This is a genomic window from Sorangium sp. So ce375 (assembly GCF_051473855.1).
Lineage (GTDB): Bacteria > Myxococcota_A > Polyangia > Polyangiales > Polyangiaceae > Sorangium.
In genome coordinates this window covers 1,887,626-1,911,803 of record NZ_CP150335.1, presented here as the reverse complement: position 1 = coordinate 1,911,803, position 24,178 = coordinate 1,887,626, and the positions used below count along the sequence as shown (strand labels likewise).

Here is a 24,178-nt window from a genome sequence, read left to right as displayed (position 1 = left end):
TCGCAGGGTGAAAGGCTTCTTTCCGGCGGGAAGGGCGCCCCTGCGCACCCTGGCCAGACGCTAGCGCTTCGCGTCGGGGCGCGCCAGGCCGAATCCAGGAGCGTACGGGCGCTGAACGCGCGAACGGGCGTCGGCGCTCCACCTTCTCCGCCTCATCCGAGCCGAAGGTGTGAGCGCGCCACCGCGGCCTCACGCGGGCCCGCACCAGGACTCGAGCGCGCTCCTCAGATCGGCGAGGCGCGTCGCCCGCCGGGCGGCTTCGCTCGCCCACGCGACGTGCCCGTCCGGCCTCACCAGGACCGCATCGACGGCGGCGAGATCGCTCTCCGGGGCGGCTGTCGCGCGGACGACGTCGACGCGATCGCCCCACGCCGCGCCTGCCTCCCGGAGCGGAAGCCCCTTCCGACTCGGGTGCACCGTGAGCGCGCGCGACTGCTCGGTGCGCGTCCGCCGCTGCTCCAGCACACGGACTCGAACCTTCGGGTGTTCGCGGGGACCTACGTCGCGCAGGACAACACGCTGCGGGTCTCGGAGGTGCTGCTCGGCACGCTGAGCGACGCCGGTCTCTCCCCGCGCGCCGCGGCGTGGGGGTGCTGGTCGATCGTGTATTACGTGATCGGCTTCACCCTCGAGGAGCAGGCCCTGGTGGTCCGCCCGGGAGCGGACCCCGGCAAGGCCGATCCAGCGCGCTTCCGCGAGGCGGTGGAACGAGGGGCCTACCCGCACCTCGCGGCGGCGCTCCCGCACCTCCTGAGCACCGACACGGAGGCGCGGTTCCGGTATGGACTGGGGCTCATCCTCAAGGGACTTGAAGCGGAGCTCGAAGGGGCGCCGCGACCGAGGGAGTCCAGGAGCTCGCCGCACGTCGGAGCCAAGAAGCGGGCGCCCCGCCGGAGCGGCTGACCGCCGGCGCGTCGAGCAAAGCATCCTCGACCCTGCTCGGGCCGATCTCGCGGGCTCGCTCGATGATCGAGCGACCTTCTTCGGCCGTCACGTCGCCCCTCCGCTAGCATGCCGCCAAGCCGCCCCAGAGCCGAGGCGACTCTTCACTCCGACAAAGAGAACCTATCCTCGGATCGGTCGTATGGCGAAGAATAGCGCATCACGCAATCGCACTGCAATTCTACATACTATCCTGCTCGTGTCAGCTACGGGCAACGCGCTCGCCCAGCCTGCGAACGCGCCCGCGCCTCCCCCCGATCCTGACTCGCCCACGCCCGTCCCTCCTGCTGCCGTCGAGGACCAATCCAGCGCGAGAGCCGAGGCGGAGGCACGTTTCTATAGAGGAAAGAAGCTCGCCGACGACGGCGCATGGAACGCGGCGCTCGCGGAATTCCTCGCATCCAGAGAGCTCTACCCTGGCAGCAGCGCGACGATCGGGGCCGCTGTGTGCTTGAAGCACCTCCAGCGGTTCGACGAGGCGCTCGATCTCTTCGAGATTCTGCTGCGCGACTTCTCGGACAGCCTGTCGGCCGATGTCAAAGCCAGTGCTCAGCGTGAGGCCGCCGAGCTGAGAAGCCTTATCGGCACGATCGTCATCCAGCGCGTCGCGCGTGGCGCAGCGATCACGCTCAACGGCCGGAGCCGTGGCGTCCATCCCTCGAACTCCTCGTTCCGCGTCCCGGCGGGCAGTCATATCTTACGCGTTGACAAGGAGGGCTTCGAGCCATTCGAGACCCGCGTCACCGTCGCCGGCGGGCAGACGGTGCGCGTCGACGTGCTCCTGACACCGCTCGCGATTCGGCTGCGCCGTCAGCAGGACGAAGACGACGCGGAGCTCGCCGCTCCCCATCGCCCCGCAGCAACTGCTCCAGGCGAGAAGGCCGGAACGTTCTCGGTGGAAGCGGCCGCCGGCTACGCCTTCGCCTCGTCGCTCGAGAGCGACGCCGAGCGGAGCTGCGGCAGCTTCAGCTGCTCGGGCATCTCGCGCCCGTCCGGCGTCCTCGCCGGCGTGCGCGGCAGCTACGAGTTCCCGATCGGCGCCGCCATCGAGCTCACGGCCGGGTATCTGAGGCTCCACACGTCGCTCGATCGTTCCCTCGATGCGACATACGCCGCTCCGGACGGAAGCGACGAAAGGCTCCCTATCCGGTACAGCTTTCACGACGACATCCTCATGGCCGGCGTGACGGTGATCGTCGGCGGCAGCTATCATTATGGGCTGTCATCATGGCTCGACGTCGGCGGCGCGCTCGGGCTCGGCGTGGTGCTGGCCGAGACGCGCGACGAGGTGACCGGCACGGCGTCCGACGCGCAGAGGACCGTCAGCGTGGCGGTGCAGAGCGCGGGCGTGGCCGTGCGCTCCGCCGCCGCATTCGCGATACCCGAGCTGAGGCTCCGGCTGAGGCTCGGGCACTTCAGCGCCAGCGCGGGCCTCGGCGTCGGCTTCTTCCTTGTCGACGGCCCGCCGCTCCAGACGGGCAACACCTACGTGGTCGGGGCCGAGTGCGACGAGGCGCACCCCACGGTCGACTGCGCGCCGGGCAAGAAGGTCGTGTTTCAGGAGCTGGCCCACGGCTCGTTCACGATGTTCTTGCCGAACGTCACCGCAGGATACCGATTCTGACGACGGTTCTCGGTTTCCGAGGCGCACACCGGCGCTGCGAAGACGCATGGCGAGGGCTGGCGAGAGCGCTTCAGACGGGCCGATCGAGCAGCGCCGCGCTGGCCTCCTCGTCGCTCCCCGCCCTCCTCTCCGGGTTGCTCTCCTGCACGCGACGTCAGGATGGTGCGCCGGCGCGAGGCCGGTGCAAGAATCAGCGCACGCGGCCCGCACCATGGCCGGCCAGGAGGGGCTCGATGCGAACGTTGATCTCGATGGTTATCCTGCTCGCCGCGCTCTCGGCGGGCTGCGCGGCGGAGCAGGCCGCAGCGCGGAGCGACACGCCCGGAGGCGCGGGCGCAAGCGACATCCGCCTGCCCGTGGGCGCGCGGCTCGTCGACCTGACCTATCCCTTCGACGACAAGACCATTTACTGGCCCACGGCGACGACCGGATTCACCCACGAGACGGTGCACTACGGCAAGACCGAGGGCGGCTACTTCTACTCGGCGTACACGCTCTGCGCGCCGGAGCACGGCGGCACGCACCTCGACGCGCCCATCCACTTCGCCGAGGGCAAATCGACCGCGGACGCCGTGCCCCTGTCGCGCCTCGTGGGCTCCGCGGTGGTGGTGGACGTGTCGGCCGCCGCGTCCAGGGACAGCGACTACCTCGTGACCCGGGCGGACATCGAGGCGTTCGAGCGGGCGCACGGCGCCATCGAGCCTCTCACCATCGTGATATTCCGGACGGGCTGGGGCGCGCGCTGGCCTGACAAGAAGCGCTATCTCGGCGACGATCGACCTGGCCACGCCGAGGCGCTGCATTTCCCTGGCATCGGCGAGGACGCCGCGCGGGCGCTCGTCGCGCGGAGCGTGGGGGCGGTGGGCATCGACACGGCGAGCATCGATCACGGCCCGTCGAAGAGTTTCATCGCGCACCAGGTGCTGCTCGGGGCGGATATTCCGGCGTTCGAGAACGTCGCCTCGCTCGAGTCGCTGCCCCCGCGAGGCGCGCTCGTCATCGCGCTCCCGATGAAGATTCGCGCCGGTTCCGGCGGGCCGCTGCGCATCGTGGCCGCGCTGCCGCGCTGACCGTCGCCTCCGAGCGGGCTCGGCGGCATTCCCTTGCCCCTCGCCTCCTCGCAGACGCGCAAGACCACAACATCGCCGCGGTCGCCCGAGGCGACCGACGCTAGAGGTTGACCTTGTAGTTCAGCTTGACCTCGTCGCCGTGCATCCCGCGGAACCCCCAGTCGTGGGGCGGCGACTCCGAGATACAGATCTCGATGTCCTGGTGCTCGATCCCCACCTCGTCCCGGATCTTGTCGAACAGGAGCCGCACGAGCTTCTTCTTCGTCTCGACGCTGCGCCCGGTCATCATCATGATCTCGATGATCGTGTAGGCGTCGGTCCGCACCCCCGGCGCCAGCATGTCCTCGCGATCCATCGGGAAGAAGCGGTGCGCCCGCTTGTCCTGCGGCATCTGCAGCGCCTCCATGACGCAGGCGTGGATCACCCTCGACAGGGCCTCCTTCACCGGGTTGAGCTTCTCCTTGATTCCGTAGACCTTCACTTGAGCCATCGGGGGTTCTCCTGGAACAGCGTCAATTCGTTCAACCGAACTGCTCTCGTCTCTCGTACGGGCTCCGGGCTCGGTCCGCCCGCGCTCTGACGCCCCGCTCGGCGAGGCGAGGCGACCCCGGGCCGCAGCCGCGCCCCGCGGCGACGCCACCTCGTCTGCACGCGCTGTCTTCAGTCGTCCGCGTCCTCGCCGTCGCCCTTCGGCCGGGACTGCCCTGCGGCCTCTTCGCCCTCCTCCTCGGAGAGCCCCGCGTCCGCCGCGCCCGGCGCCTCGGCGGCGAGCGCCATCCGCTCGGCCAAGGGCCGCTCGGGCAGCGTGAGCAGCGGGCCGTCGCCGAGCTCGCCGATCATGTTGAGGTACGCGTTCATCGCGTGGCACACCGAGTCGGTGCGCACGTAGCGATCCCTGACGCTCCAGAACACCCCGCCGGCGGCCGCCTTCGGGTTCTTCACCACGAACGAGCTGTCCGGCCCGTAAGTGTATTGCAAGAGCAACCGGATCGCGGCGACCACCGCGTCCTTGTACCGATCGCAGCCCGCCGTGCCCTTCTTCCGGCAGTGGTGGTACACCTCCGACATCACCTCTGCGAGCCACCCGGTCCCGCTGCTCGACAGCGACCGCTGCCAGCGGCCGTAGCGATAGGCGTCCTCGGGCCTGCGCCACTGCCGCTTCACGAGGTCGTCGGCGCAGCGGAAGACGGTCTGCTCGACGCGCTGGTCGCCGCCGGCCTTCGCGAAGTCGAGCAGCGACTGCACCGCCCACGAGCTCGAGATGGGGTTGGGCTTCCTGTAATCGTCGCCGAGGAAACACCCCTTCTCCGCGATCCTGGCGAGCAGGAAGTCCGCCGTCCTGGCCGCGGCGTCGAGGTACTTCTTGTTGTTCGTGGCCCGGTAGGTGCGCGACAGCGCGGAGAGGACCTGCCCCGTGTAGAGCGTCGACTCCTTGCCCTGGACCTTCCACGTGCCGCCCTCCTGCCCGATCAGGGCCGAGCGCACGCTTCCGTCGGGCCGCTGCATCGAGATCAGCCAGTCGGCCGCGAGCACCGCCGATTCGAGGTATTTCTTGTCCTTGGTGACGCCGTAGAGCTCGATGAGCGTGAAAATCGACTTCGACGCCGTACCGACGACGAGCCGGCGCTCGGGCCGCTCGCGCTCCAGGTCGAACGCATAGAAGAAGCCGCCGGCCGTGCGATCGCGCGCCTCGCGGCTCTGCATCCCGATCATGAAGCCGGCGGCCTCCGTCGCCAGGCGGAGCAGCCGCTCGTCGGGCTTGTAGGCGTGCAGCTTCAGCAGCGTCAGCGCCGTGGACGCGGTGTAGATCGTGTGCAGCTCGCGCTCGAACCGGTCGGCGGGAGCGTGGTAGTACTTGTGAACCCCCTTGTGCCGCGGATCGATGACGCGCAAGAGATAGCCCTTGCCGTCCTCGATGCGGCGCGTGAGGAGGGCCTTGTCGAGGGCCCGGACGGGCACGAGCCCCTCGACGAGCTCGACGCCCTTCCCCGGGCGCTCGGCGCTCTCGACCATCGACTCGCGATGATCCGGCAGCTCCACGACCAGCCGCGCGCCCGCGAGCGCGCTCGTCATCGCCGCCGCGCCGCCCGCCGCGGCCACGGCCCGGCGCGCGGCGTCCTTCAGCGCGACGCAGAGCCCCGCGTCCGACGCCTCCCCGCGGGCGATCTGCTTCCCTTCCTGAAAGCCGATCACCACGGCGCGGAAGGGGCGTTTGGACGAGAGGGCGAGATCACACGTCACCTTGTCACCGCCCGCTGCCACCTGGCGGACGAAGGCGATGGCGCGATCACGGAAGGCGCCATTGTCGAGCTCGGCGCCCGCGCCGCCGCCCTCCGGAGCCTGGATCACCGGGTCGGGCACCCGAGGCAGGTTCGCCGCGATCTGGGCGGCGAAGCGGTCGTCGCCCGGAGGCGGGGCGCGCATCCGACCTTCCGCATCTGCCGGGGCGCTGGCGGTCGCGGCCGGTGCGGCGGAGGGCTTCGCGGCCGCCGGGTCCTCGCTCGGCTTGCGGCCGTCGCAACCGCTCGTGAGCGCCGACGACAGGGCGGCGAGGGCCGCCAGGGTTGCGATGGAGAGCGCGCGAGCAGACGGCATGAACAAGGACCCAGGAAGCAGCGATTTCGACGCGTACCAAGAACCCCGTGGTCCCGCAAGGCCGAACGGAGCAGCAGCGCGCGGCTCGCTCGCCCGCGCCGCGGGCGATTCACCCGCACGCGCCGCGAGCGATTCACCCGCACGCGCCGCGCGCTATTCTGCCCGCATGGGACCCGCGCAGATCCAAGGCAAGAACGTCGACATCAAGCTGTGGACCCGGCCGGACGAGGTCGAGGCGATCGCGCTGGAGCAGCTGCGGAACATCAGCGCCCTGCCCTGGGTGTTTCACCACGTCGCCGCCATGCCCGACGTCCACTTCGGAAAGGGCGCGACCGTCGGCTCGGTCATCGCGATGCGGGACGCGGTCGCGCCTGCCGCCGTCGGCGTCGACATCGGCTGCGGGATGGGCGCGCTCCGCACGAACCTCACCGCGGCCGATCTGCCCGACGATCTCCGGCGGATCCGCGGCGACATCGAGCGGGCGATCCCCGTCGGGTTCGCCGCGCACGACGCCCCGCCGAAGGGGTTCGAGCGCCTCTCGCTCTGGGACGAGTTCGCGAGCCTGAGCCCGAAGGTCCAGGGGCTGTTCACGCGGGCGCGCTGCCAGCTCGGCACGCTGGGGGGCGGCAACCACTTCATCGAGCTCTGCCTCGACACGGACGGCGGCGTGTGGCTGATGCTCCACTCCGGCTCTCGCAACATCGGCAAGGAGCTCGCCGAGATCCACATCGCCACGGCGAAGAAGCTCGCCCACAACCGCGATCTGCCCGATCGCGATCTCGCGGTGTTCCTCGCCGGCACCCCGGAGATGAAGGCCTACCGGCACGACCTCTTCTGGGCTCAGCGGTATGCGCGCGCGAACCGCGAGGCCATGTTCCACCTCGCCGAGGGCGTCCTCCGCCGGCACTTCCCCGAGCTCGCGATCCAGGAAGCCATCTATTGCCACCACAATTACGTGGCAGAAGAGTGTCATTTCGGCGAAGAGGTGCTGGTGACGCGCAAGGGCGCGATCCGCGCTGGCAAGGGCGAGCTCGGCATCATCCCCGGCTCGATGGGCACGCGCTCGTACATCGTCCGCGGCCTCGGCAACCCCGAGGCGTTCGAGAGCGCCTCGCACGGCGCGGGGCGAAAGATGAGCCGCGGCGAGGCGAAGCGGCGCTTCACGGTCGACGACCTGGCCGCGCAGACGGCCGGCGTCGAGTGCCGCAAGGACGGCGGCGTCCTCGACGAGATCCCCTCGGCGTACAAACCGATCGAGCGCGTCATGGAGGACCAGCGCGATCTCGTGGAGATCGTCGCCGAGCTCCGGCAGGTCCTGTGCGTGAAGGGGTGAGCCGCCGGCGCGGGCGCGGATCCGGGGCTTTTCGCGGCGCGCCCCGGATTCGCGGCCCCTCCCCGCCCCGCTCTCGGCTACGATGCGCGTCGCTTTCACAGCGCGCGCCGCCTGCCTGCCGCGGCGCGCGCGGCCGCGCGGAGACGCCATGAAGTCGGACTGGATCGATCTGGGCCCCCTCTCCGAGTTTCCGGCGGAGGAGCCCGTGCTGCGCAAGGACGACGCGGGGCGTCGCTTCGCGTGCGTGCTCCGGGGCGGCGAGGTCCACGCGCTCGACGATCGCTGCCCGCACCAGGGCTACCCGCTCTCGCAGGGCACGCTGCGCGGCGGCGTGCTGACCTGCGCGTGGCACAACTGGAAGTTCGAGCTCGCCTCGGGCGCCTGCTCGTTCGGCGGCGAGCCCGTGCGGCGCTACGCCACCCGCGTCGACGGCGGGCGCGTGCTGCTCAACCGGGCCGTCGACACCGCGGCCGAGGTGCGGCGCCTCGTGGCCGGCCTGCGCGAGGCGATCCTGCGCGACGAGCCGGCGCGCGCCCTGCGCGAGGGCCTCCGGCTGGGCGCGCTCGGGCTCCACCGGGGGGAGACCGGCCTCGGCAGCCTGCACCTCGCGTTCGAGGTGCTCGCCAAGGACGGCGCGGAGCGCGCCGAGTACGGCTTCGATCACGGCCTCGCCCTGCTCGCCGACCTCTGCTCGTGGGTCGAGCGCGGCTGGGTCCCCGCCGAGGAGGCGTTCGTCGTCGCCGCCCACGCGATCGGCGAGGCGTCGGCCCGGCTCGGCCCCCGCGGCAAGGGCGCCGGCAAGGTGGGCGCCGGCTCGCCGCTCGCGCGCATCGCCGACTTCGAGCTCGACGAGCCGGCGAAGGTGAGCGAGGCGCTCGCGGCGGAGCGCCGCGACGAGGCCGAGGCGCGGATGCGCGAGCTCGTCGAGATCCGCGGCGCGGCCGGCGCGCGCCGCGCGCTCCTGCCCTTCGTCTCGCAACACCTGTACGACTACGGGCACGGCGCCATCTTCCTCTCGAAGGCGCTCGAGCTGGCCGCGCGGTTCTCCTCCGCCGCCGACGAGGTCCTCGCCGCCTCCACGGTGCAGCTCGCCTGGGCCACCGCCGACACGAGCCTGCCCCCCTTCGCCGCCACGCGCGCCGCGCTCGCGCGCCTCGCCGACGTGCCCCTGCCCGTCCCCGACGGCGCCGGGGGGGCCGCGCGCTCGGACGCCGCGGGGCCACGGGAGGCGGGGCCCGGCGCCGCGGGCGCTCCGCCGCTCGATCGCGCGGAGCGCGCCGCCTTCGAGGCGGACGTGCTCGCAGGAGAGCAGCCGGCCGTCGAGGCGACCGTGCGCTGGCTCGCGCGCGGCGCCGGTCCGCTCGCGCTGCTCGGCGCGATCGGCCACGCCGCGGCCGTCCGCCTCGCGCGCTTCGACTCGGCCTGGGAAGCGCGCCTCGACGCCGAGGTCGGGGTGCTCGACGTCACCCACGCCGTCACCTTCGCGGAGGCGGCGGCGGCGCTCGGACGCGAGGCCCTCCCGCGCGAGGCCGCGCAGCTCGCCGTGCTCGCGGCCGGCTTCGTCGGCAAGCTCCGCAAGGCGGACGCCGCGGCGCCGCGACCGCCGCAACCACCGCAACCACCCAGAGAGCGCGCGCCCGGCGGCGGGCTGCTCCAGGCGGTGGAGGCGCGCAACCTCGGCGCGGCGCTCGCGATCGCGCGGGAGCTCGACGCCGCGGGTCGCCGGCGCGCGTTCGCCGAGCTCGCCCCCTTCGCCGCGTTCGACGCCGCGGTGAGGCCCATCTTCACGGCGCACGCCGTGAAGACGCTCGAGGCCCTGGAGCGGCTCGAGTCGTCCGATCCTCAGCCCGACGGCGCGTACCTCGCGGCGCTGCTCACCCACGTCGTCCCCGTCCGGCGGGAGGTCTCTGCGCGCCGGATCGCGGCTGTGGCGAGGAAGTTCATGTCCGATGGGCGGCCACCCGAGGGGCTGTATTGAGCCGCGCGGCGTGCAGGTCCGAGCCTTGCCCCCACGCCCGAGGCGCGGCGCCGGCCGGTCGCTGGGCGGCGCGCGCGGCGCGCGACGAGCGCCGCGGGGGAGCGGGCTTACGCGCCTACGTCGGTGTCAAATCAATGTCACCCGAGCGCTCCGCCGCCCGGCTGCTCGTCAGGTGGCCAGAAGAGAGACGTGCACTGGAACGAGCATCCTTCATACTGACCGTCTATGCGGCTTGAGCCTGGATCCCACGTAGCGCCGCACCTGACGCTCGACACCCTGCTCCGGATGGGGGGCGTCGGCAGCATCTGGACGGCGCATCACCGCGGGCTCGGCAAGGACGTCGCCGTCAAGTTCATCTCAGCGTCGCTCGCGACCGATCCGACCGCGGTCGCCCGGTTCCACCGGGAGGGCGCGCTGATGACGAGGATCAAGAGCCCTCACGTGGCCGAGGTGTACGAGCACGGCGTCGCCGACAACGGACTCTCGTACATCGTGATGGAGCTGCTGCGGGGCGAAGAGCTGTCCGACCGGCTCGCGCGCGCCGGGCGCCTCCCCCTGCCGGAGGCGGTCGCCCTCGTCACGCAGCTCTGCACGGGGCTCACCGCGGCCCACAAGCTCGGCATCATTCACCGGGACATCACGCCGGAGCACGTCTTCCTCGCCGACATCGGCGGAGGCACCTGCGTCAAGCTGCTCGATTTCGGGGTGGCCAGGGGGGATGTCGACCCTGACGGGACCACGCTGACGAACACGGGCGCGGTGGTCGGAAGCCTCGTCTATATGAGCCCGGAGCAGTTCTTCAACCCGAAGCTCGTCGACGGCCGCTCGGATCTCTGGTCCGTGGCCGTCATGGCGTACCACACGCTCACCGGCGCACCGCCGTTCGAGCAGAAGGGGATAGAGGCCCTCCTCGGCGCCATCCGGATCGGCACGTTCTCGCCTCCGAGCCAGCGTTGCGCCGAGATCACGCCTCCCCTCGACACGTGGTTCGTCAAGGCGCTTGCCCGTGATCCGTCCGGCCGCTTCGGCTCGGCCGAGGAGATGTCCGAGGCGCTGCGCCGGGCGGTCGACGGGCCGCCCGGGCCGCCGGGTCCCGGGAGCGCGCCTCCCGAGGCGGGTTGACCGGCATGGCGCGCACCCGCACCCCGAGCCGTTCCAACCATGAGCTCGTGTTTCGCAGCGCCCGCAAGGGCGAGGAGGGCACCCTCGCGACGGTCGCCTACCGCGCGTTCCAGGCGGGTGATCCGGAGGCGTGGCTGCGGTATTTCACCGAGCACGCGCACCTCGCCCTCGACAACGTGATCGTCGCGGAGACCGACGGCCAGCTCGTCGGATACGTCGCCTCGCTCGACCTGACGATGAGCTTCGCGGGCGCGGACGTGCCGTTCCAGGGCCTCTCGTCCGTCGCGGTGCTCCCGGAGTTCCGCCGCCGGGGCATCGCGGATCGGCTCGTGCGCGAGAGCCTCCGCCGCATGCGCCGCCGCGGCGAGGCGCTCGCCCTGCTCCACCCGTTCCGACTCTCGTTCTACCGCAGGTTCGGCTTCGGCGTCTGCGAGCTCCGGGACGTCGTGCGCACCTCTCCCGATCGGCTCCCGGACTCGGTGCTGCGCCGCCACGTGAGGGCCTTCTCCCGCCCGCGGGACGAGCCGCTCATCAAGCAGGCCTACGACGCCGCGCGGGCCGACACGACCGGGCAGCTGAAGCGGAGCGACTACTGGTGGGACGTGCGCGTCTTCAAGCGCTCCCCGAGCGGCGCGGTCTACGTGGATCCTGGCTCCAAGGCGATCGCCGGCTACCTGTTCTTCGACGTCCCGGAGGGCGGCGCGTACGGCGCCCAGCAGCTGATCGTCCGGGAGCTCCGCGCGCCTACGCCGGGCGCGCACCGCGGGCTCATCGGCTTCCTCGGCGCGCTCGGCGACCAGTACGAGATCGTGGAGCTGACGCTCCCGCGCGGCCACGGCGCGCCGCTGCTCGACGAGCCCGGCATCCGCGAGGAGCCGATCGTGTACGAGACGGCGGCCCGGCACCCCGGCCTGTGCCCGCCCGCGCACGCGGCGCACCGCCGCAGCGTCCTCGGCCTGACGGCGGCCGGCGCGATGGGGCGCATCGTCGACGTCGCCGCCGCGCTCGCGCTGCACCCGTCGCCGCGGAAACACGCCGTCCGCGGCGCCATCGGGGTCGACGTGGAGGACCCCGTGTTCACGGACGCGCCGCGCGCCTTCGACGTCACCTTCGCGGCGCGCGGCGTCCAGACGACGCCCGGCAGCACGGCGGGAGACCGCCTCTCGCTCTCCATCGAGCGGCTCACGCAGATCTATTTCGGCGCCGCCTCGGCGCGCGATCTCCTCAGCCAGGGCTTCGTGGTGGGCAGCGCCAAGGCGGCCGCGCTCCTCGACGCCGCGTTCGCCGGCCCCCCGCTCTTCCTCGGCGCCTTCAACGGGTTCTGAGCGCCCCGCTCCACCGCGGTCTCCGCCCACCTCTGCTACATGCGCCGGCTACGGAGGAAGAGCTTGAGCGAGCGCGACGTCAGCGCCGTCTCTTCCCCGCCCTTCCGCGCCTCGACGGCGGCGTCGTCCTGGGTGTCGATGAGGAGCTGCCACGGCCTGGGATCGTCGGCGAAGGGGAGGAGGAAGCCCAGGTCGCACGGCGACGCGTTCAGCAGCAGGACGAAGTCGTCGTCGACCAGCCGATCGCCCTCCTCGTCCACGTCGTCGAGCCCCTCTCCCGACAGGAACACGCCGAGGCACTGCGTGAACGGGTTCGACCAGTCCTCGTCGGTCATGAGCTCCCCGTCCGGGCGATACCACTGGATATCGTAGGTCTTGCCGCCGCGGATCGGGCGCCCCTTGAAGAAGATCGAGCGCCTGAGCGCGGGGTGCTCGTGGCGGATGCGGATGCATTTGCGCGTGAACTCCAGGAGCGCCCGCGACGGCTCGTCCCAGCTCCACGGCTGCCACGTGAGCGGGCTGTCCTGGCAGTACCCGTTGTTGTTCCCCTCCTGCGTGCGCCCCCGCTCGTCCCCGTGGAGGATCATCGGCGTCCCCTGCGAGAACAGGAGAGACGCCATGATGTTCCGCACCTGCCGCGACCGCAGCTTCAGGATCTCGGGATCGTCGGTCGGCCCCTCGACGCCGCAGTTCCATGAGCGGTTGTCGTCGGCGCCGTCGCAGCCGCCCTCCCCGTTCGCCTCGTTGTGCTTCTCGTTGTACGAGACGAGATCCGCCAGGGTGAAGCCGTCGTGGGCCGTGACGAAGTTGATGCTCGTGTACGGCTTGCGCCCGCTGTTCTCGTAGAGATCGCTGCTCCCCGTGAGCCGGAACCCGAGATCGGACGCGATGCCGCCGGAGCCGCGCCAGAAGTCGCGCAGCGTGTCCCGATAACGGCCGTTCCATTCGGCCCAGCGCACCGGAAAATTGCCCACCTGGTAGCCGCCCGGGCCCACGTCCCAGGGCTCGGCGATGAGCTTCACCTGGCTGAGCACCGGGTCCTGGTGGATGATCGTGAAGAAGCTCGAGAGCTGGTCGACGTCGTGGAGGCCGCGCGCCAGCGCCGCCGCGAGGTCGAAGCGGAACCCGTCCACGTGCATGTCGAGCACCCAGTACCGCAGGGAGTCCATGATCAGCTGGAGCGTCTGCGGATGACGCACGTTGAGGGTGTTCCCGGTACCCGTATAATCGAAATAGTAGCGCTCGTTGCCGGGGACGAGCCGGTAGTACGTCGGGTTGTCGATGCCGCGGAGGCTCAGCGTCGGGCCCAGGTGGTTGCCCTCCGCCGTGTGGTTGTAGACGACATCGAGGATGACCTCGATCCCGGCGGCGTGGAGCGCCTTCACCATCTCCTTGAACTGCCGCACCTCCGACGCCACCTCGGCGCCGGCGCGGTACCCGACGTCCGGCGCGAAGAAGCCTATCGAGTGGTATCCCCAGTAGTTCCGGAGCCCCTTGTCGAGCAGGAATTTCTCGTGCACGAAGGCGTGCACGGGCAGGAGCTCGATGGCCGTGATGCCGAGATACCGCAGGTATCCGATGATGGCCGGGTGGGCGATGCCAAGGTACGTCCCGCGGAGGTGCTCAGGGACCTCGGGGTGCAGCATCGTCAGGCCGCGGACGTGCGCCTCGTAGATGACGCTTCGGTGGAACGGCACATACGGGCGCCGGTCTCCGCTCCAGTCGAAGGACGGGTCGATGACGACGCCGAGCGGGGCGCCGAGCGCCTCGCCCTCGGCCATGGCGAGATCGCCGTCGGGCTCGCCGCTCCGGTGGGCGAACGCGCCCGCGTCCCACTGGACCCGCGAGGCGAGCGCCTTCGCGTACGGATCGAGCAGGCGCACCCGAGGGTTGAAGCGCAACCCCCGCTCCGGAGCCCACGGGCCGTGCACGCGATAGGCGTATTTCTGCCCCGGCCCTACCTCCGGCACGTAGACGTGCCACACGAGGGAGGTGCGGTGACGCATCGGCAGGCGTTGCTCGTTCCCCTCGTCGTCGACGAGGCACAGATCCACAGCCTCGGCGTTCTCGGAGAAGAGCGCGAACTGCGTTCCGATGCCGTCCCATGTCGCGCCGAGCGGGTACGGATCCCCAGGTCGCAATCCTTTGCGCTTGTGATTCATGATGGTCTCGGTCTGGAGCTCTACGCCTGGGGCGCGGCCCCCCCTCGCTGACGCTGCCGCCCCGGTCGGCGCGCTCGCACGGCTAGGCGACGTGGGCGCGCCGGCTGCGCAGGACGTCGGTCACGACATCCGCGACGTTGCGTGCCATCCCCTCTGCGAGGCGGAGCGCCTGGGCCTGATCGCCCTCCGGGGCGCACATCCTGAGGTGCTCGATCACGTCGACGAGCCGCCGGGCTAGCTCGCACGCCTCCGTCATGGAAGCTGGTGACTCAAACGGGGTCCTCCGCGGCGGGAGGGAGCCCATCTCTTCGCTCGACGTCCTCGTGCTTGAAATCATGCCTGGCTCCTTGAATCGGTGATGGCTGCGGTCCGCACCCCCAGAGCAGGCCTCGTGCCAGCACGGCTCCCCGTGCGGGTGCTCACCGCAGACACAACGGTAGGTGGCGGGAAGACAGGATGGGCGGCACAAATCGCCACATGTGGGGCGATTTGTCCCCCCACAGGCACCGTCCTCGGTACGTCAGGGCGGCACGCACCGGACAGCCAGACGCAAAAATTGAAAGCACGATGCGCACCGCAAGGCAGCGCACGATGAAGGCTGTCCGGGACGGCCGCACAGGCTCTGCTGGAGTGTGCGCGAGTTTCCATGGCTGCTGTGCGCTCCTCGGTGCGGGGTGGGCGGGCGTGCCGCGCGCGCTCGCGGCTTGCGTGGGCGAAGACGGTGTCGCGCGCGCGTCGCGGGCGGGATGACGAACGTGGCGAGCGACATCGCGGCGCGGGCCCTGCGTCGCGCGCGCCTTTCGGGGCAGGCGGCCTCGCGCCGCGCGTGGTGGTCTCGATCGCAGCGCGGCCCCGAGGCGGCTATGGCAGCGCCCGGGGGGGCCAGGTTAGTATCCGGTCGGCCGCGGCGGCCGCCGGTCCAACGCGTCGCGGTCGAGAGAGCTCATGATCGGAACACTCCAGGCGAAGATCCAGTATCTCAAGAGCAAGAACCTTCACAACTGGCTCGGCGGCTACGCCCGGCAGAGGATCGAGAACGCCCGTGCTCCGCGCCCGCTCGGCCCGCGGCACGTGCTCTTCGCGGTCTGCGACCACTGGGAGCCAGGGTGGGAGAACGCCACACCGGAGGTCGGCGACGCGCGGGTGAGGACGTGGTCGGAGCGGTATCCCGAGATGGCCGGCGCCTACCGCGACGCGGACGGGCGGCACCCGCGCCACAGCTTCTTCTTTCCCGGGGAGCAGTACACGCCCGGGTGGCTCGACGCCCTGGCGGACCTCACCCGCCGCGGCTTCGGCGAGGTGGAGCTGCACTTGCACCACCACAACGACACGGAGGAGAACCTGCGCGCGGACATCCTCAGGTACCTGGACATCCTGGGGAAGCACGGGCATTTCTCGCGCGACCCGGACGGGCGCATGCGTTACGGGTTCATCCACGGCAACTGGTGTCTGGCGAACTCCGGGCGGGACTCGCGGAACTGCGGAGTCGACGCGGAGCTCCCGCTCCTCTTCGAGACGGGCTGCTATGCCGACTACACGTTCCCGTCGGCCCCCGACGAATCGCAGCACTCCATCGTGAACCAGATCTACTGGCCGACAGGCAACCTGGCGCGCCGGAAGGCCCACGCCGTGGGGGCGCGGGCCAAGGTCGGCGAGGTGCTGGAGGACCGGATCCTGATGATCGAGGGCCCGCTCGCGCTCGCGGTGACGCGCCGGGGAAACCGGGTGCGGATGCGGATGGAGTACGGCGCGCTCCAGGCGATCGACCCGCCGACGCCGGACCGGGTGAAGACGTGGGTGGATCAGAACATCCACGTCGCCGGGAGGCCCGAGTGGGTGTTCGTCAAGGTCTACACGCACGGCGCGCCCGAGGACCAGGCGGAGTCGCTGCTCGGCGCCGGGGGCCACGCGCTGCACCGGGAGCTCACCACCCGGTACAACGATGGCAAGGAGTGGGTGCTCCACTACGTGACCGCGCGGGAGATGTACAACATCGCGATCGCCGCGCTCGAGGGGAAGGCGGGCAATCCAGGTGACTACAGGGATTACCGCCTGAAGCCTCCGCCCTGCGCGAGCTGACCGTTCATCCCTGAGACATCCCCTCGAATTCTTCGGGGAATTCACAGGGAAGCGGGGAGACGGGGAGTGAGATTTTCGGAATACTCCCTGTCTCCCGCCTCCCTGCTCAATTTCCCCGCTGAATCAGCCCGCCGCGCTGCCCCGCCGCTCGCCGAGGACCTCCTCCAGGAGGGCGTGATAACGCGCCCCCACGACGTCCCAGGACAGCGCCCCCACGCTGCCCCGCAGCGCCTCCGGATCCCACCCCATGTCCAGCGCCCGCGTCAGCGCGGCCCCGAGCGCCCCGGGATCGCCCGCGGGGACGAGGAGGCCGTTGCCCCCGTGACCTTCGCGGACGAGCTCCGGCACGCCGCCGACCCGGGTCCCCACGACGGGGCGGCCGGAGGCGAGCGCCTCCAGGACGACGTTCGGGCAGCCCTCGCGGCGGCTCGGCAGGCAGAACACGTCGCACGCGGCCATGTAGTCCGGGATCTCGGCGGGCAGCGCCCAGCCGAACAGCCGCACGCGGTCGCCCAGGCCGAGCGCGCTCACCTTCGCGCGCAGCGGCTCGAGCAGCTCGCCGCCGCCCACCATCATCAGGTGCACGTCGCGGCGGCCCGCCTGGTCGAGGCGCGCCATCGCGTCCACGAGGACGTCCACGCCCTTCTCGGGCACATGATAACCAGCGTAGAGCACGACCTTCGCGTCCGCCGGGACGCCGAAGCGCCGCCGCGGCTCGGCCCGGTCCCGGATCGCGAACCGCGCGCCGTCGACCGCGTTGAGCTGCACGACGACGCGCTCCCGCGGCACCCCGAGCTCCACAAGGCGCTCCCCGAGCGCCCCGCTCACCGCCACCACCCGGGCGCAGCGCTGGAGCGCCGGCGCGATCTGCACCCGCAGCGCGGCGTTCCTCGGCTGCTCGTTGATGTCGCTGCCGAGCACCGTCGTGACGACCGGCACCCCCGCCGCCCGCGCGAACGCCTCCGCGGCGACCGTGTCGGGATAGGCCCACGCGGCCAGGATCGCGTCGTACGGGAACTCGCGCCGCAGCTCCGCCATCGTGCCCCGCAGCGACGCGTGGAGCGCCCGCGCGTGCAGGCTCGGCAGCCCCGGGATCGACCAGTAGGTGGGGAACAGCGCGTCGATGCCGGTGTGCGCCTCGCGCGCGCCGCCGAGGAGCTCCCGGGGCGCGCTCCGCGCGCGCGTCCACCAGGGCGTCGGGGCCACGAGCCGCAGCTCGCAGCGGCGCGCGAGCGCCCTGTACGTGTGATAGCTGTACGGCGCCATCGTGGGCAGCCGCGTGGAAGGGTAATGATGGGTGAAGACGAGTACCTTCATCGCGCGCTCGCCTGTCACGTGAGGCTGAAATAGAGCTGCTCGTATTTGCGCGTCATCTTCTCGAAAGAGAAGTCGTCTCGCACCCGCACGTGCCCCGCCTCGCCGAGCCGCCGCCCCAGCGCCGGATCGCGCGCGAGCCGCTCGATCGCGTCCGCGAGCGCGTCGTGGCCGTCCACCGGGACGAGCAGGCCGTGCTCCTCGTTCCGCACCACCTCCGGGACCCCGCCGACCGGCGTCACGACGACAGGCAGGCTGCGCGCCATGGCCTCGAGGACGGCGAGCGGCAGCCCCTCGTCGCGCGAGGGCAGCACGAAGAAATCGGCGGCGACGAGCAGATCGGGCACGTCCTTGCGAAAGCCGAGGAAGCGGGCCTCGGCGCCGTGGACCCCGAGCTCCCGCGCGAGCCCGTGGATCCGGTCGCGCTCGTCGCCGTCGCCGACGACGAGCACCGTGACCGCGACGCCCCGCTCCCGGAGCCGCGCGAGCGCCCGGAGCAGCACGTCGTGCGCCTTCACCGGATGGAACGCGGCGGGCATGATCCCGACGAACACGCCCGCGTCGAGGCCCAGCTCGGCGCGCACCTCGTCGCGCGTCCGCCGCGCCGGGGTGATGTCGACCCCGTTGTGGATGACAGAGACGTTGCTGGCCACGCCCACGGCGCCGCTCTTGTTGGCCGTGTCCTGCGAACAGCCGACGACCGCGTCCGTCTCACGCCACTCGAAGCGCGACGGAACGCGGATGATCCCGCGCGTCTGGGCGTGATCGGTGAAGACGAGCCGCGCCCGCGTAAGGAGCTTGCCGATCGTGGCGTAGTGGAGCGCGGTGGGGTTGTGCGCATGGACGACGTGCGGCCGGGAACGCGCGAAGGAGAGGGCCGCGTGCGCGAGCCGCGCGGGGAGGCGCCCGCCGAGCACCGTGGTGGGCAGCGCCCGCTGCCGCGCCAGCTCCGAGAGCGGCCCGCCGCGCAGCGCGAGGATGGAGGCGTCGTGGCCGTGCCGCCGCTGTGCCTCGGCGAGGCGCAGCACGAAGTGCTCCATACCTCCGCCGTTCAGGCTGCTCACGACATGGACGATCCGCAGCGTCGAAGTCCCCATGAATGCTTGTGCTACCCGAATCGGGTCCCCTGTTGAAGCGCAAACCGCACCCCGCGGTCCCAGCGCCTCCCCCGCACGCCGGCGATCGTGGCGTTTGATGGACGCCCACGCATGTTGGCGCGTGTCGACCGTCGTCGACGTTCGTCGACGTTGGGTGGCGCTCGCACCCAAGGTCGCTGGATCAGCGTACCACCTCGCCTCGCCGTCACCTCACCTTTTGATTTGCCGGACGGAAGCGGCTACTAGACGGGCATGAATCCTGAGCTTCGGCGCGCCCTGGACGAAGGCATGCGCCGCGTGCCCGGCATGGATGCCGCGACGAGGCTGCTCGCCGTGCGGCTCGAGACGGTGAGGGCGCTCCTTGCGCGCCGGCTCGCCGAGAATCCGCTCCCCGTGCCCGACGCCGTGACCCCGAGCGAGATCCCGTCGGTCGCCGAGCTCGGCCCGGGGGACAGGGTGCTCGCGGAGCTCGATCAAGACGGATTTGCCTTCGCGCTCCACCCGGCCGACGTCGCATTCTTCAACCGGCGGAGCGAGAAGATGCCGCGCCTGCGCTACAGCCTGCACATCGTGCTGCGCGGCGGCTACGTGTGCGTCCGCAAGCGCTTCGTCGGCCAGCCGCGGAACGCGCCCATCGAGGCGCACGTCTTCGCCCTGCTCGGCCTCTTCTTCTACAACGAAGCGGCCGCGCTCTTCCGCCTGCGCGACCTCCCGAGCGTCCCGAGGATCCGCGATATCAACCTTGTCACGCGCACCCTTTACCTCGACTACGTGCGCGGACAGACGCTGCAACATCAGGTCGCCGAGCGCGGGCAGAAGGTCCTCGACATCGACCTCGCGCCGCTCGGGCAGCTGTTCGATCCGGAGCGCGACAAGCGGGAGATCGAGGCGTTCACGAGCGGCGGCGGCGAGACCTACCGCGGCCGGATCGAGGAGATCGTCCGGGCGATGAACACGCGCGGCGTCGCGCCGCTCGACGTCAAGCTCGGCAACGTGCTCATCGGCGAGAAGACGGGCGCCCTGTACTGGATCGATTTCGAGCGGGCCGCGCTCGAAGGCACCCCCCGCTACCGCGATCGCCTCGAGGAGCACCATGACCTGGTGAACCGGTGGTTCGGGCTCGCGCTCCCCGGCGACGGCGGGGCGTGAGGCGCGCGCCGCGGCGATCGACGAGCGGCTCCGGCGATCGAGGGTACGATCGATGACGAGAGATGAAGGCGCGGCGCCGCGAGGCGCCATCGAGCGGATCGGGGAAAAGACGGGGCGATCGTGGCCGAACATCGAGGCGGCCGCTCGGCTCTCGGCGGAGACCCGGGCGCGGCTCGCGGCGCTGCTCCGCGAGCAGATCCCGTGCGACACGAGCGTCGTGGTCTTCGGCTCGCTGGCGCGGGGCGAATACACGACCGGGAGCGATCTCGACTGGACGCTGCTCATCGACGGTCAGGCCGACGAGGGGCACTTCAGCCAGGTCCAGGCCATCACCAAGATCCTGAGGGAGGCGAAGTTCCATGAGCCGGGGCCGACGGGCGTGTTCGGCAACGTGGCCTTCAGCCACCCGATCCTCCACCAGATCGGCGGGCAGGAGGACACGAACAAGAACACGACCCAGCGCATCCTGCTGCTCCTCGAGTCGCTCGCCATCGGCAAGCCGGACGCCCACGAGCGGGTGATCAGGCTCGTGCTCTCGCGCTACGTGGAGGACGACCGCGGGCTGCGCTACGGCAGCAAGCGCGAGATCCTCCCGATGTTCCTCTTGAACGACATCGTCCGGTACTGGCGCACGGTCGCGGTCGATTTCGTCTACAAGCAGCGGGAGCGCAGCTCGGGCTGGGCGCTCCGCAACGCGAAGCTCAGGATGTCGCGGAAGCTCATCTTCGTGAGCGGGCTCATCACCTGCTTCGGCTTCGAGCTGTTCTGCAAGGACCGGACGACGTTGACCGACGACGGCGAGCGGCTCTCGACGCCGGCGCTCGTGCGCTTCTTGCGGGAGCGCATCCGGATGACGCCCCTGGAGAGCCTGGCGGAGGTGCTGCTCCGGCCCTCGATCTCCGCGGAGACGGCGCGCACGCTGTTCGACAGCTACGACGCGTTCCTGGAGCTCCTGTCGAACGAGGACGAGCGCGGCCGGCTGAAGCAGCTGCCGCTCGACGACCAGCTGGGCAGCGACCCGACCTTCAAGCGGGTGCGGGACATCGGGCGAGAGTTCCAGGGCGGGCTCAACCGGCTTTTCTTCAAGGAAGACGAGGAGCTCTGCAAGCTCATCCAGACCTACGGGGTGTTCTGATGCGACCGGTGGGCTACTCGACAGGGGCGCTCGCCCTCAGCGACGTCGAGCGGGCGCTCTCGATGCTCGAAGGGAGCTCGGCGACCGCCGTGGAGCTCTCCGCGCTGCGGATCTCGGAGCTCAGGCCGCTGCTCCGGCTCCTCGGCTCGCTCGATCTGTCGCGGTACCGCTACGTCTCGTTCCACGCCCCGAGCCGCTTCGACGCGGCGGAGGAGCGCGCCGTCGCCGACGCCATGGCAGAGGTGGCCGCGCTTGGATGGCTGATCGTCCTCCACCCCGACACCCTCCATGATCTCGGCGCCTTCCGGCAGCTCGGCGGCCTCCTCGCGCTCGAGAACATGGATAAGCGAAAGCGGACGGGGCGCACCGTGGAGGAGCTCGGCTCCTTCTTCGACGCGCTGCCGGACGCGTCGTTCTGCTTCGATATCGGCCATGCGCACCAGGTCGATCGCACGATGACCGAGGCCCATTTCCTCGTGCGGGAGCACAGGACACGGCTGAAGCAGCTCCACGTGAGCGAGGTGAACGCGGGGAGCCGCCACGGCGCCCTCAGCCGCAGCGCGGCGCACGCGTTCCAGCGGATCGCCGCCCACGTCCCCGAGGACGCGGCGCTGATCCTGGAGACCCCCGCGTCGCCCGAGGATCTCGAGCGGCAGATGACCATCGCGCGGGCGGCGCTGTCGATCCCGGAGGGGCTGGAGAAGGCGCACGCCTGAGGGCGCGCGCGGCGCCGCATCGCTCCGGCTGCGCCCGAGCTCGGCGGCGTCGCTGGACCGATCCGGGAACTCTGGATCGCCCAGCGGGCGGGCCGCGCGCGCTCGAGGCGCTACGCTTCCGCTCGTTCCCGGCGCGACCTGAGCCGGAACCGGGGGACGACGATGAAGCTGAAGACGCTCGCGGCGGCGAGCACCGCGTGGCTCGCCGCCCTCGCGCTGCTGACGGCGAGCGGGTTCACGCTCAGCACCACGTACATCAGCCGAGAGGTCGGGGGCCTCTTCAACATCGTTCGAGAGGTGCGGTCGATCACGCAGCTGGAAATCCACCTCCTCTCCCACGAGCGTGAGAGCGCCCGCATCGCGCTGACCCACCTCCCCGAGCACGTCCGCGCGCGAGACGCCGCCAGGCGCGAGCTCTCCCGATGGCTCGAGGACGCCCGCGAGCGGCCGGCCACCGCGGACAGCGCCGGCGTCTTCGAGGAAGCCGAGCGGGAGATCGAGCGCTACCTCGCCACGCACACGGAGACGCACGAGCACCGGCAGGGCGGGGCGGACGCGATGGTGTCCCACGATGAAGTCGACCGGACGTTCGCCGCGCTCGAGCGGCTGCTCGCCGGAAGGCTCGCCGAGGCGCGGATCGCCCGGGGGCGCGTCGACGAGGTGAACAGGCTCTCGGAGATGGTGAGCGTCGGAGCCGCCGGGATGCTGCTCGCCGGCGTCCTGCTCGCGCTCTGGCAGCTGCGCAGGTGCGTCTATCGCCCGCTCCTCTCGATCCGCGCCGCGATCGACCGCTACGGGGCCGGCTCGCACGACGCCCGCGCGCCGCAGGGCGGGCTCGACGAGCTGCGCGAGATCGCCGTCGCGTTCAACGAGATGGCCGCCGCGCTGGCCGAGCAGCGCAAGAGGCAGCTCGGGATCCTCGCGAGCGTCGCGCACGATCTGCGCAACCCGCTCGCCGCGCTGAAGCTCACCGTCGACCGCCTCCGGCCGGATCGGCCCCTCCCTCGCGAGGAGCAGCTCCGGCCGATGCTCGCCCGCATCGGGAACGAGGCGGCGCGCTGCGATCGGATGCTCACGGATCTCATGGAGATCGCGCGGATCGAGGGCGGCGAGATCGAGCTTCGCCTCGAGACCCGGGACGCGTGCGAGCTCGCCCGCGACGTCGTGGAGCTCTACCGCCCTGCCGCGACCGCGCACGAGCTCGAGCTGTCGCTCCCCGACGAGCCCGTGCCGCTGTGCTGCGACCCGATCCGGATCGAGCAGGTGCTCAACAACCTGGTCGCGAACGCCATCAAGTACTCGCCGAAGGGCGGCGCCGTGCAGGTGACCGTCGCGAGCGTGGGCGCCGAGGTCGCCATCGCGGTCTCGGACCGCGGGGTGGGGATCGCGACCGACGATCAGCGACGGCTGTTCGAGCGCTACTTCCGCGCGCCGTCGTCGAGCCGCGTGGCCCCGGGCGTCGGCCTCGGCCTGTGGGCCGCGCGCCGCATCGCCGAGGCGCACGGCGGGCGCATCGAGGTGACGAGCGCCGCGGGCAAGGGCTCGACCTTCACCCTGCGCCTGCCGTCCGCGTCGGGCGCGCCGCGCGCGTAGGACCTCGTCGCCCGAGGTCTCCCTGGAATGAGCGAGAGGTCTCTCCGGGCTCCCGGGGGGGCCTCCGCGGGCACACAACCCGGACGCGCGCAACAAGAAACGGACCTGGACGCCGGTGATGCCTCATCGCTGAGCGAGCGCGAGGTCGACCGCTCTGGCAAAGGCGGTCTCCGGCGGGCCCGGCGGGCTGATCTTGCTCGCGGCCTTCCGGGCAGTGTCCCGGCCGTGCGCCATCGCGACAGAGAAGCCCGCCCAGGCGAGGAGCTCAGCGTCGTTGTTGCCGTCTCCGAACGCGATGATGTCCCGGCGCTCGACCCGGAGCTTGCTCGCGAGGCTCTCCGCCGCGAGGGCTTTGTTCGCGCTCGGCGAGGCGAACTCGAGATACTCCGGATCGGTCACGACGACGTAGAGACGTCCGCCGTAGGCGCCCTTCATCTCCGGGAAGAGCTCCGCGATCTTGCCGGCGGACTCGCAGAGGATCAACTTCTGCACGCCGGAGGCGGCCAGTCCAGAGAGATCCGCGGTCTCGGGGCTCCAGCCCGTCCTGCTGGCGTACAGGCGAGTCCACTCGGATTCCGCCTCCATGAAGACCCCATCGCGGTGATAGACGAGCAGGGTGAGCCCCGCGCGGCGACCGAGCTCGTAGAGGGCCAGCGCCTCTGCTTCCGGCACGGTGAACTCTTGCAGGAGCTCGTTCGTCCCGGCGTGGCGCACGACGGCTCCCTGCGAGGAGATCGTCCAGCTCATCGCTCCGACATGATCTTTGAAGCGCAGGATGTTCTTGTGATGCCTTCCGGAGGCGATGACGATATCAAACCCGGAAGCGCGCAGCCGCTCGAGCGCCTCCTTGTTGTCGGGGCTGATCTGCTTGTCCGGGCCGAGCAGGGTGTCGTCCAGATCGATGATGGCCAATCGCGTGTTCATCAGACTGCGGTCTCCTTGAT

20 protein-coding genes are annotated in these 24,178 nt (G+C 71.1%); 12 read left to right on the top strand and 8 right to left on the bottom strand.

The features are described 5' to 3' along the window. Positions 1–189 precede the first annotated feature (189 nt). Complete coding sequence (locus WME90_RS07310; protein WP_437280354.1) at positions 190–465, bottom strand: hypothetical protein; 276 nt, start codon at positions 463–465, stop codon at positions 190–192. A gap of 18 nt (positions 466–483) precedes the next feature. Between WME90_RS07310 and WME90_RS07305 the strand changes: the two genes are divergently transcribed. The 3 genes from WME90_RS07305 to WME90_RS07295 all read left to right on the top strand — a co-directional run bounded on the left by WME90_RS07305 (position 484) and on the right by WME90_RS07295 (position 3,636). Then, the gene (locus WME90_RS07305; RefSeq protein ID WP_437280353.1) at positions 484–903 is read left to right on the top strand and encodes a TetR/AcrR family transcriptional regulator C-terminal domain-containing protein; all 420 of its coding nucleotides are present in this window, start codon (positions 484–486) and stop codon (positions 901–903) included. Positions 904–1,084: 181 nt separating this feature from the next. Next, positions 1,085–2,566, top strand: coding sequence for a PEGA domain-containing protein (locus WME90_RS07300; protein ID WP_437280352.1), 1,482 nt, complete (start codon positions 1,085–1,087; stop codon positions 2,564–2,566). Between the two features lie 233 nt (positions 2,567–2,799). After that, a complete protein-coding gene (locus WME90_RS07295) occupies positions 2,800–3,636 on the top strand; it encodes a cyclase family protein (RefSeq protein ID WP_437280351.1) in 837 nt (278 codons plus the stop codon). A 100-nt stretch (positions 3,637–3,736) separates the two neighbouring features. On the opposite strand, the gene WME90_RS07290 is transcribed toward WME90_RS07295, so the two are convergent. Further along, positions 3,737–4,126 carry a tautomerase family protein gene (locus WME90_RS07290; protein ID WP_437280350.1) on the bottom strand — a complete coding sequence of 130 codons (390 nt, stop codon included), beginning with the start codon at positions 4,124–4,126 and terminating at the stop codon, positions 3,737–3,739. Between the two features lie 170 nt (positions 4,127–4,296). Continuing rightward, on the bottom strand, positions 4,297–6,231 hold the full coding sequence (locus WME90_RS07285; protein WP_437280349.1) for a D-glucuronyl C5-epimerase family protein: 1,935 nt from the start codon (positions 6,229–6,231) through the stop codon (positions 4,297–4,299). Between the two features lie 166 nt (positions 6,232–6,397). On the opposite strand from WME90_RS07285, the gene WME90_RS07280 reads away from it, so the two are divergent. The 4 genes from WME90_RS07280 to WME90_RS07265 all read left to right on the top strand — a co-directional run bounded on the left by WME90_RS07280 (position 6,398) and on the right by WME90_RS07265 (position 11,989). Next, entirely contained in the window at positions 6,398–7,564 is a 1,167-nt protein-coding gene (locus tag WME90_RS07280; protein WP_437280348.1) for an RtcB family protein, read from the top strand. Positions 7,565–7,712: 148 nt separating this feature from the next. Further along, entirely contained in the window at positions 7,713–9,542 is a 1,830-nt protein-coding gene (locus WME90_RS07275) for a Rieske 2Fe-2S domain-containing protein (RefSeq protein WP_437280347.1), read from the top strand. A 225-nt stretch (positions 9,543–9,767) separates the two neighbouring features. After that, positions 9,768–10,664 (top strand): serine/threonine-protein kinase, encoded by an 897-nt coding sequence (locus WME90_RS07270; RefSeq protein ID WP_437280346.1) that lies wholly within the window; start codon positions 9,768–9,770, stop codon positions 10,662–10,664. A gap of 47 nt (positions 10,665–10,711) precedes the next feature. Further along, positions 10,712–11,989, top strand: a complete 1,278-nt coding sequence (locus WME90_RS07265; protein WP_437280345.1) for a GNAT family N-acetyltransferase — start codon at positions 10,712–10,714, stop codon at positions 11,987–11,989. Positions 11,990–12,024: 35 nt separating this feature from the next. Here the strand turns inward: WME90_RS07265 and glgX are convergent, their stop codons facing one another. Together glgX and WME90_RS07255 are read right to left on the bottom strand one after the other, a co-directional pair. Next, positions 12,025–14,151: a glycogen debranching protein GlgX gene (gene glgX, locus WME90_RS07260; RefSeq protein ID WP_437280344.1), complete on the bottom strand. Its 2,127-nt coding sequence runs from the start codon at positions 14,149–14,151 to the stop codon at positions 12,025–12,027. An 82-nt stretch (positions 14,152–14,233) separates the two neighbouring features. Next, the gene (locus tag WME90_RS07255) at positions 14,234–14,407 is read right to left on the bottom strand and encodes a hypothetical protein (protein WP_437280343.1); all 174 of its coding nucleotides are present in this window, start codon (positions 14,405–14,407) and stop codon (positions 14,234–14,236) included. 689 nt (positions 14,408–15,096) lie between these two features. Here WME90_RS07255 and WME90_RS07250 point away from each other — a divergent pair. Then, positions 15,097–16,230, top strand: a complete 1,134-nt coding sequence (locus WME90_RS07250) for a hypothetical protein (RefSeq protein ID WP_437280342.1) — start codon at positions 15,097–15,099, stop codon at positions 16,228–16,230. A 123-nt stretch (positions 16,231–16,353) separates the two neighbouring features. Here WME90_RS07250 and WME90_RS07245 read toward each other — a convergent pair whose 3' ends face one another. Continuing rightward, positions 16,354–17,547, bottom strand: a complete 1,194-nt coding sequence (locus tag WME90_RS07245) for a glycosyltransferase family 4 protein (RefSeq protein ID WP_437280341.1) — start codon at positions 17,545–17,547, stop codon at positions 16,354–16,356. A gap of 14 nt (positions 17,548–17,561) precedes the next feature. Next, positions 17,562–18,641 (bottom strand): glycosyltransferase family 4 protein, encoded by a 1,080-nt coding sequence (locus tag WME90_RS07240; protein WP_437280340.1) that lies wholly within the window; start codon positions 18,639–18,641, stop codon positions 17,562–17,564. A gap of 252 nt (positions 18,642–18,893) precedes the next feature. Here WME90_RS07240 and WME90_RS07235 point away from each other — a divergent pair, with 252 nt between their 5' ends. The 4 genes from WME90_RS07235 (at position 18,894) to WME90_RS07220 (ending at position 23,234) form a co-directional block, all read left to right on the top strand. Next, entirely contained in the window at positions 18,894–19,790 is an 897-nt protein-coding gene (locus WME90_RS07235; protein WP_437280339.1) for a hypothetical protein, read from the top strand. Between the two features lie 52 nt (positions 19,791–19,842). Then, a complete protein-coding gene (locus WME90_RS07230; protein ID WP_437280338.1) occupies positions 19,843–20,925 on the top strand; it encodes a nucleotidyltransferase domain-containing protein in 1,083 nt (360 codons plus the stop codon). Positions 20,926–20,933: 8 nt separating this feature from the next. Next, a complete protein-coding gene (locus tag WME90_RS07225; RefSeq protein ID WP_437280337.1) occupies positions 20,934–21,641 on the top strand; it encodes a hypothetical protein in 708 nt (235 codons plus the stop codon). Positions 21,642–21,803: 162 nt separating this feature from the next. After that, positions 21,804–23,234, top strand: coding sequence for an ATP-binding protein (locus tag WME90_RS07220; protein ID WP_437280336.1), 1,431 nt, complete (start codon positions 21,804–21,806; stop codon positions 23,232–23,234). A gap of 123 nt (positions 23,235–23,357) precedes the next feature. Here WME90_RS07220 and WME90_RS07215 read toward each other — a convergent pair whose 3' ends face one another. Beyond that, positions 23,358–24,158, bottom strand: a complete 801-nt coding sequence (locus tag WME90_RS07215; RefSeq protein ID WP_437280335.1) for a Cof-type HAD-IIB family hydrolase — start codon at positions 24,156–24,158, stop codon at positions 23,358–23,360. Between the last annotated feature and the right edge of the window lie 20 nt (positions 24,159–24,178).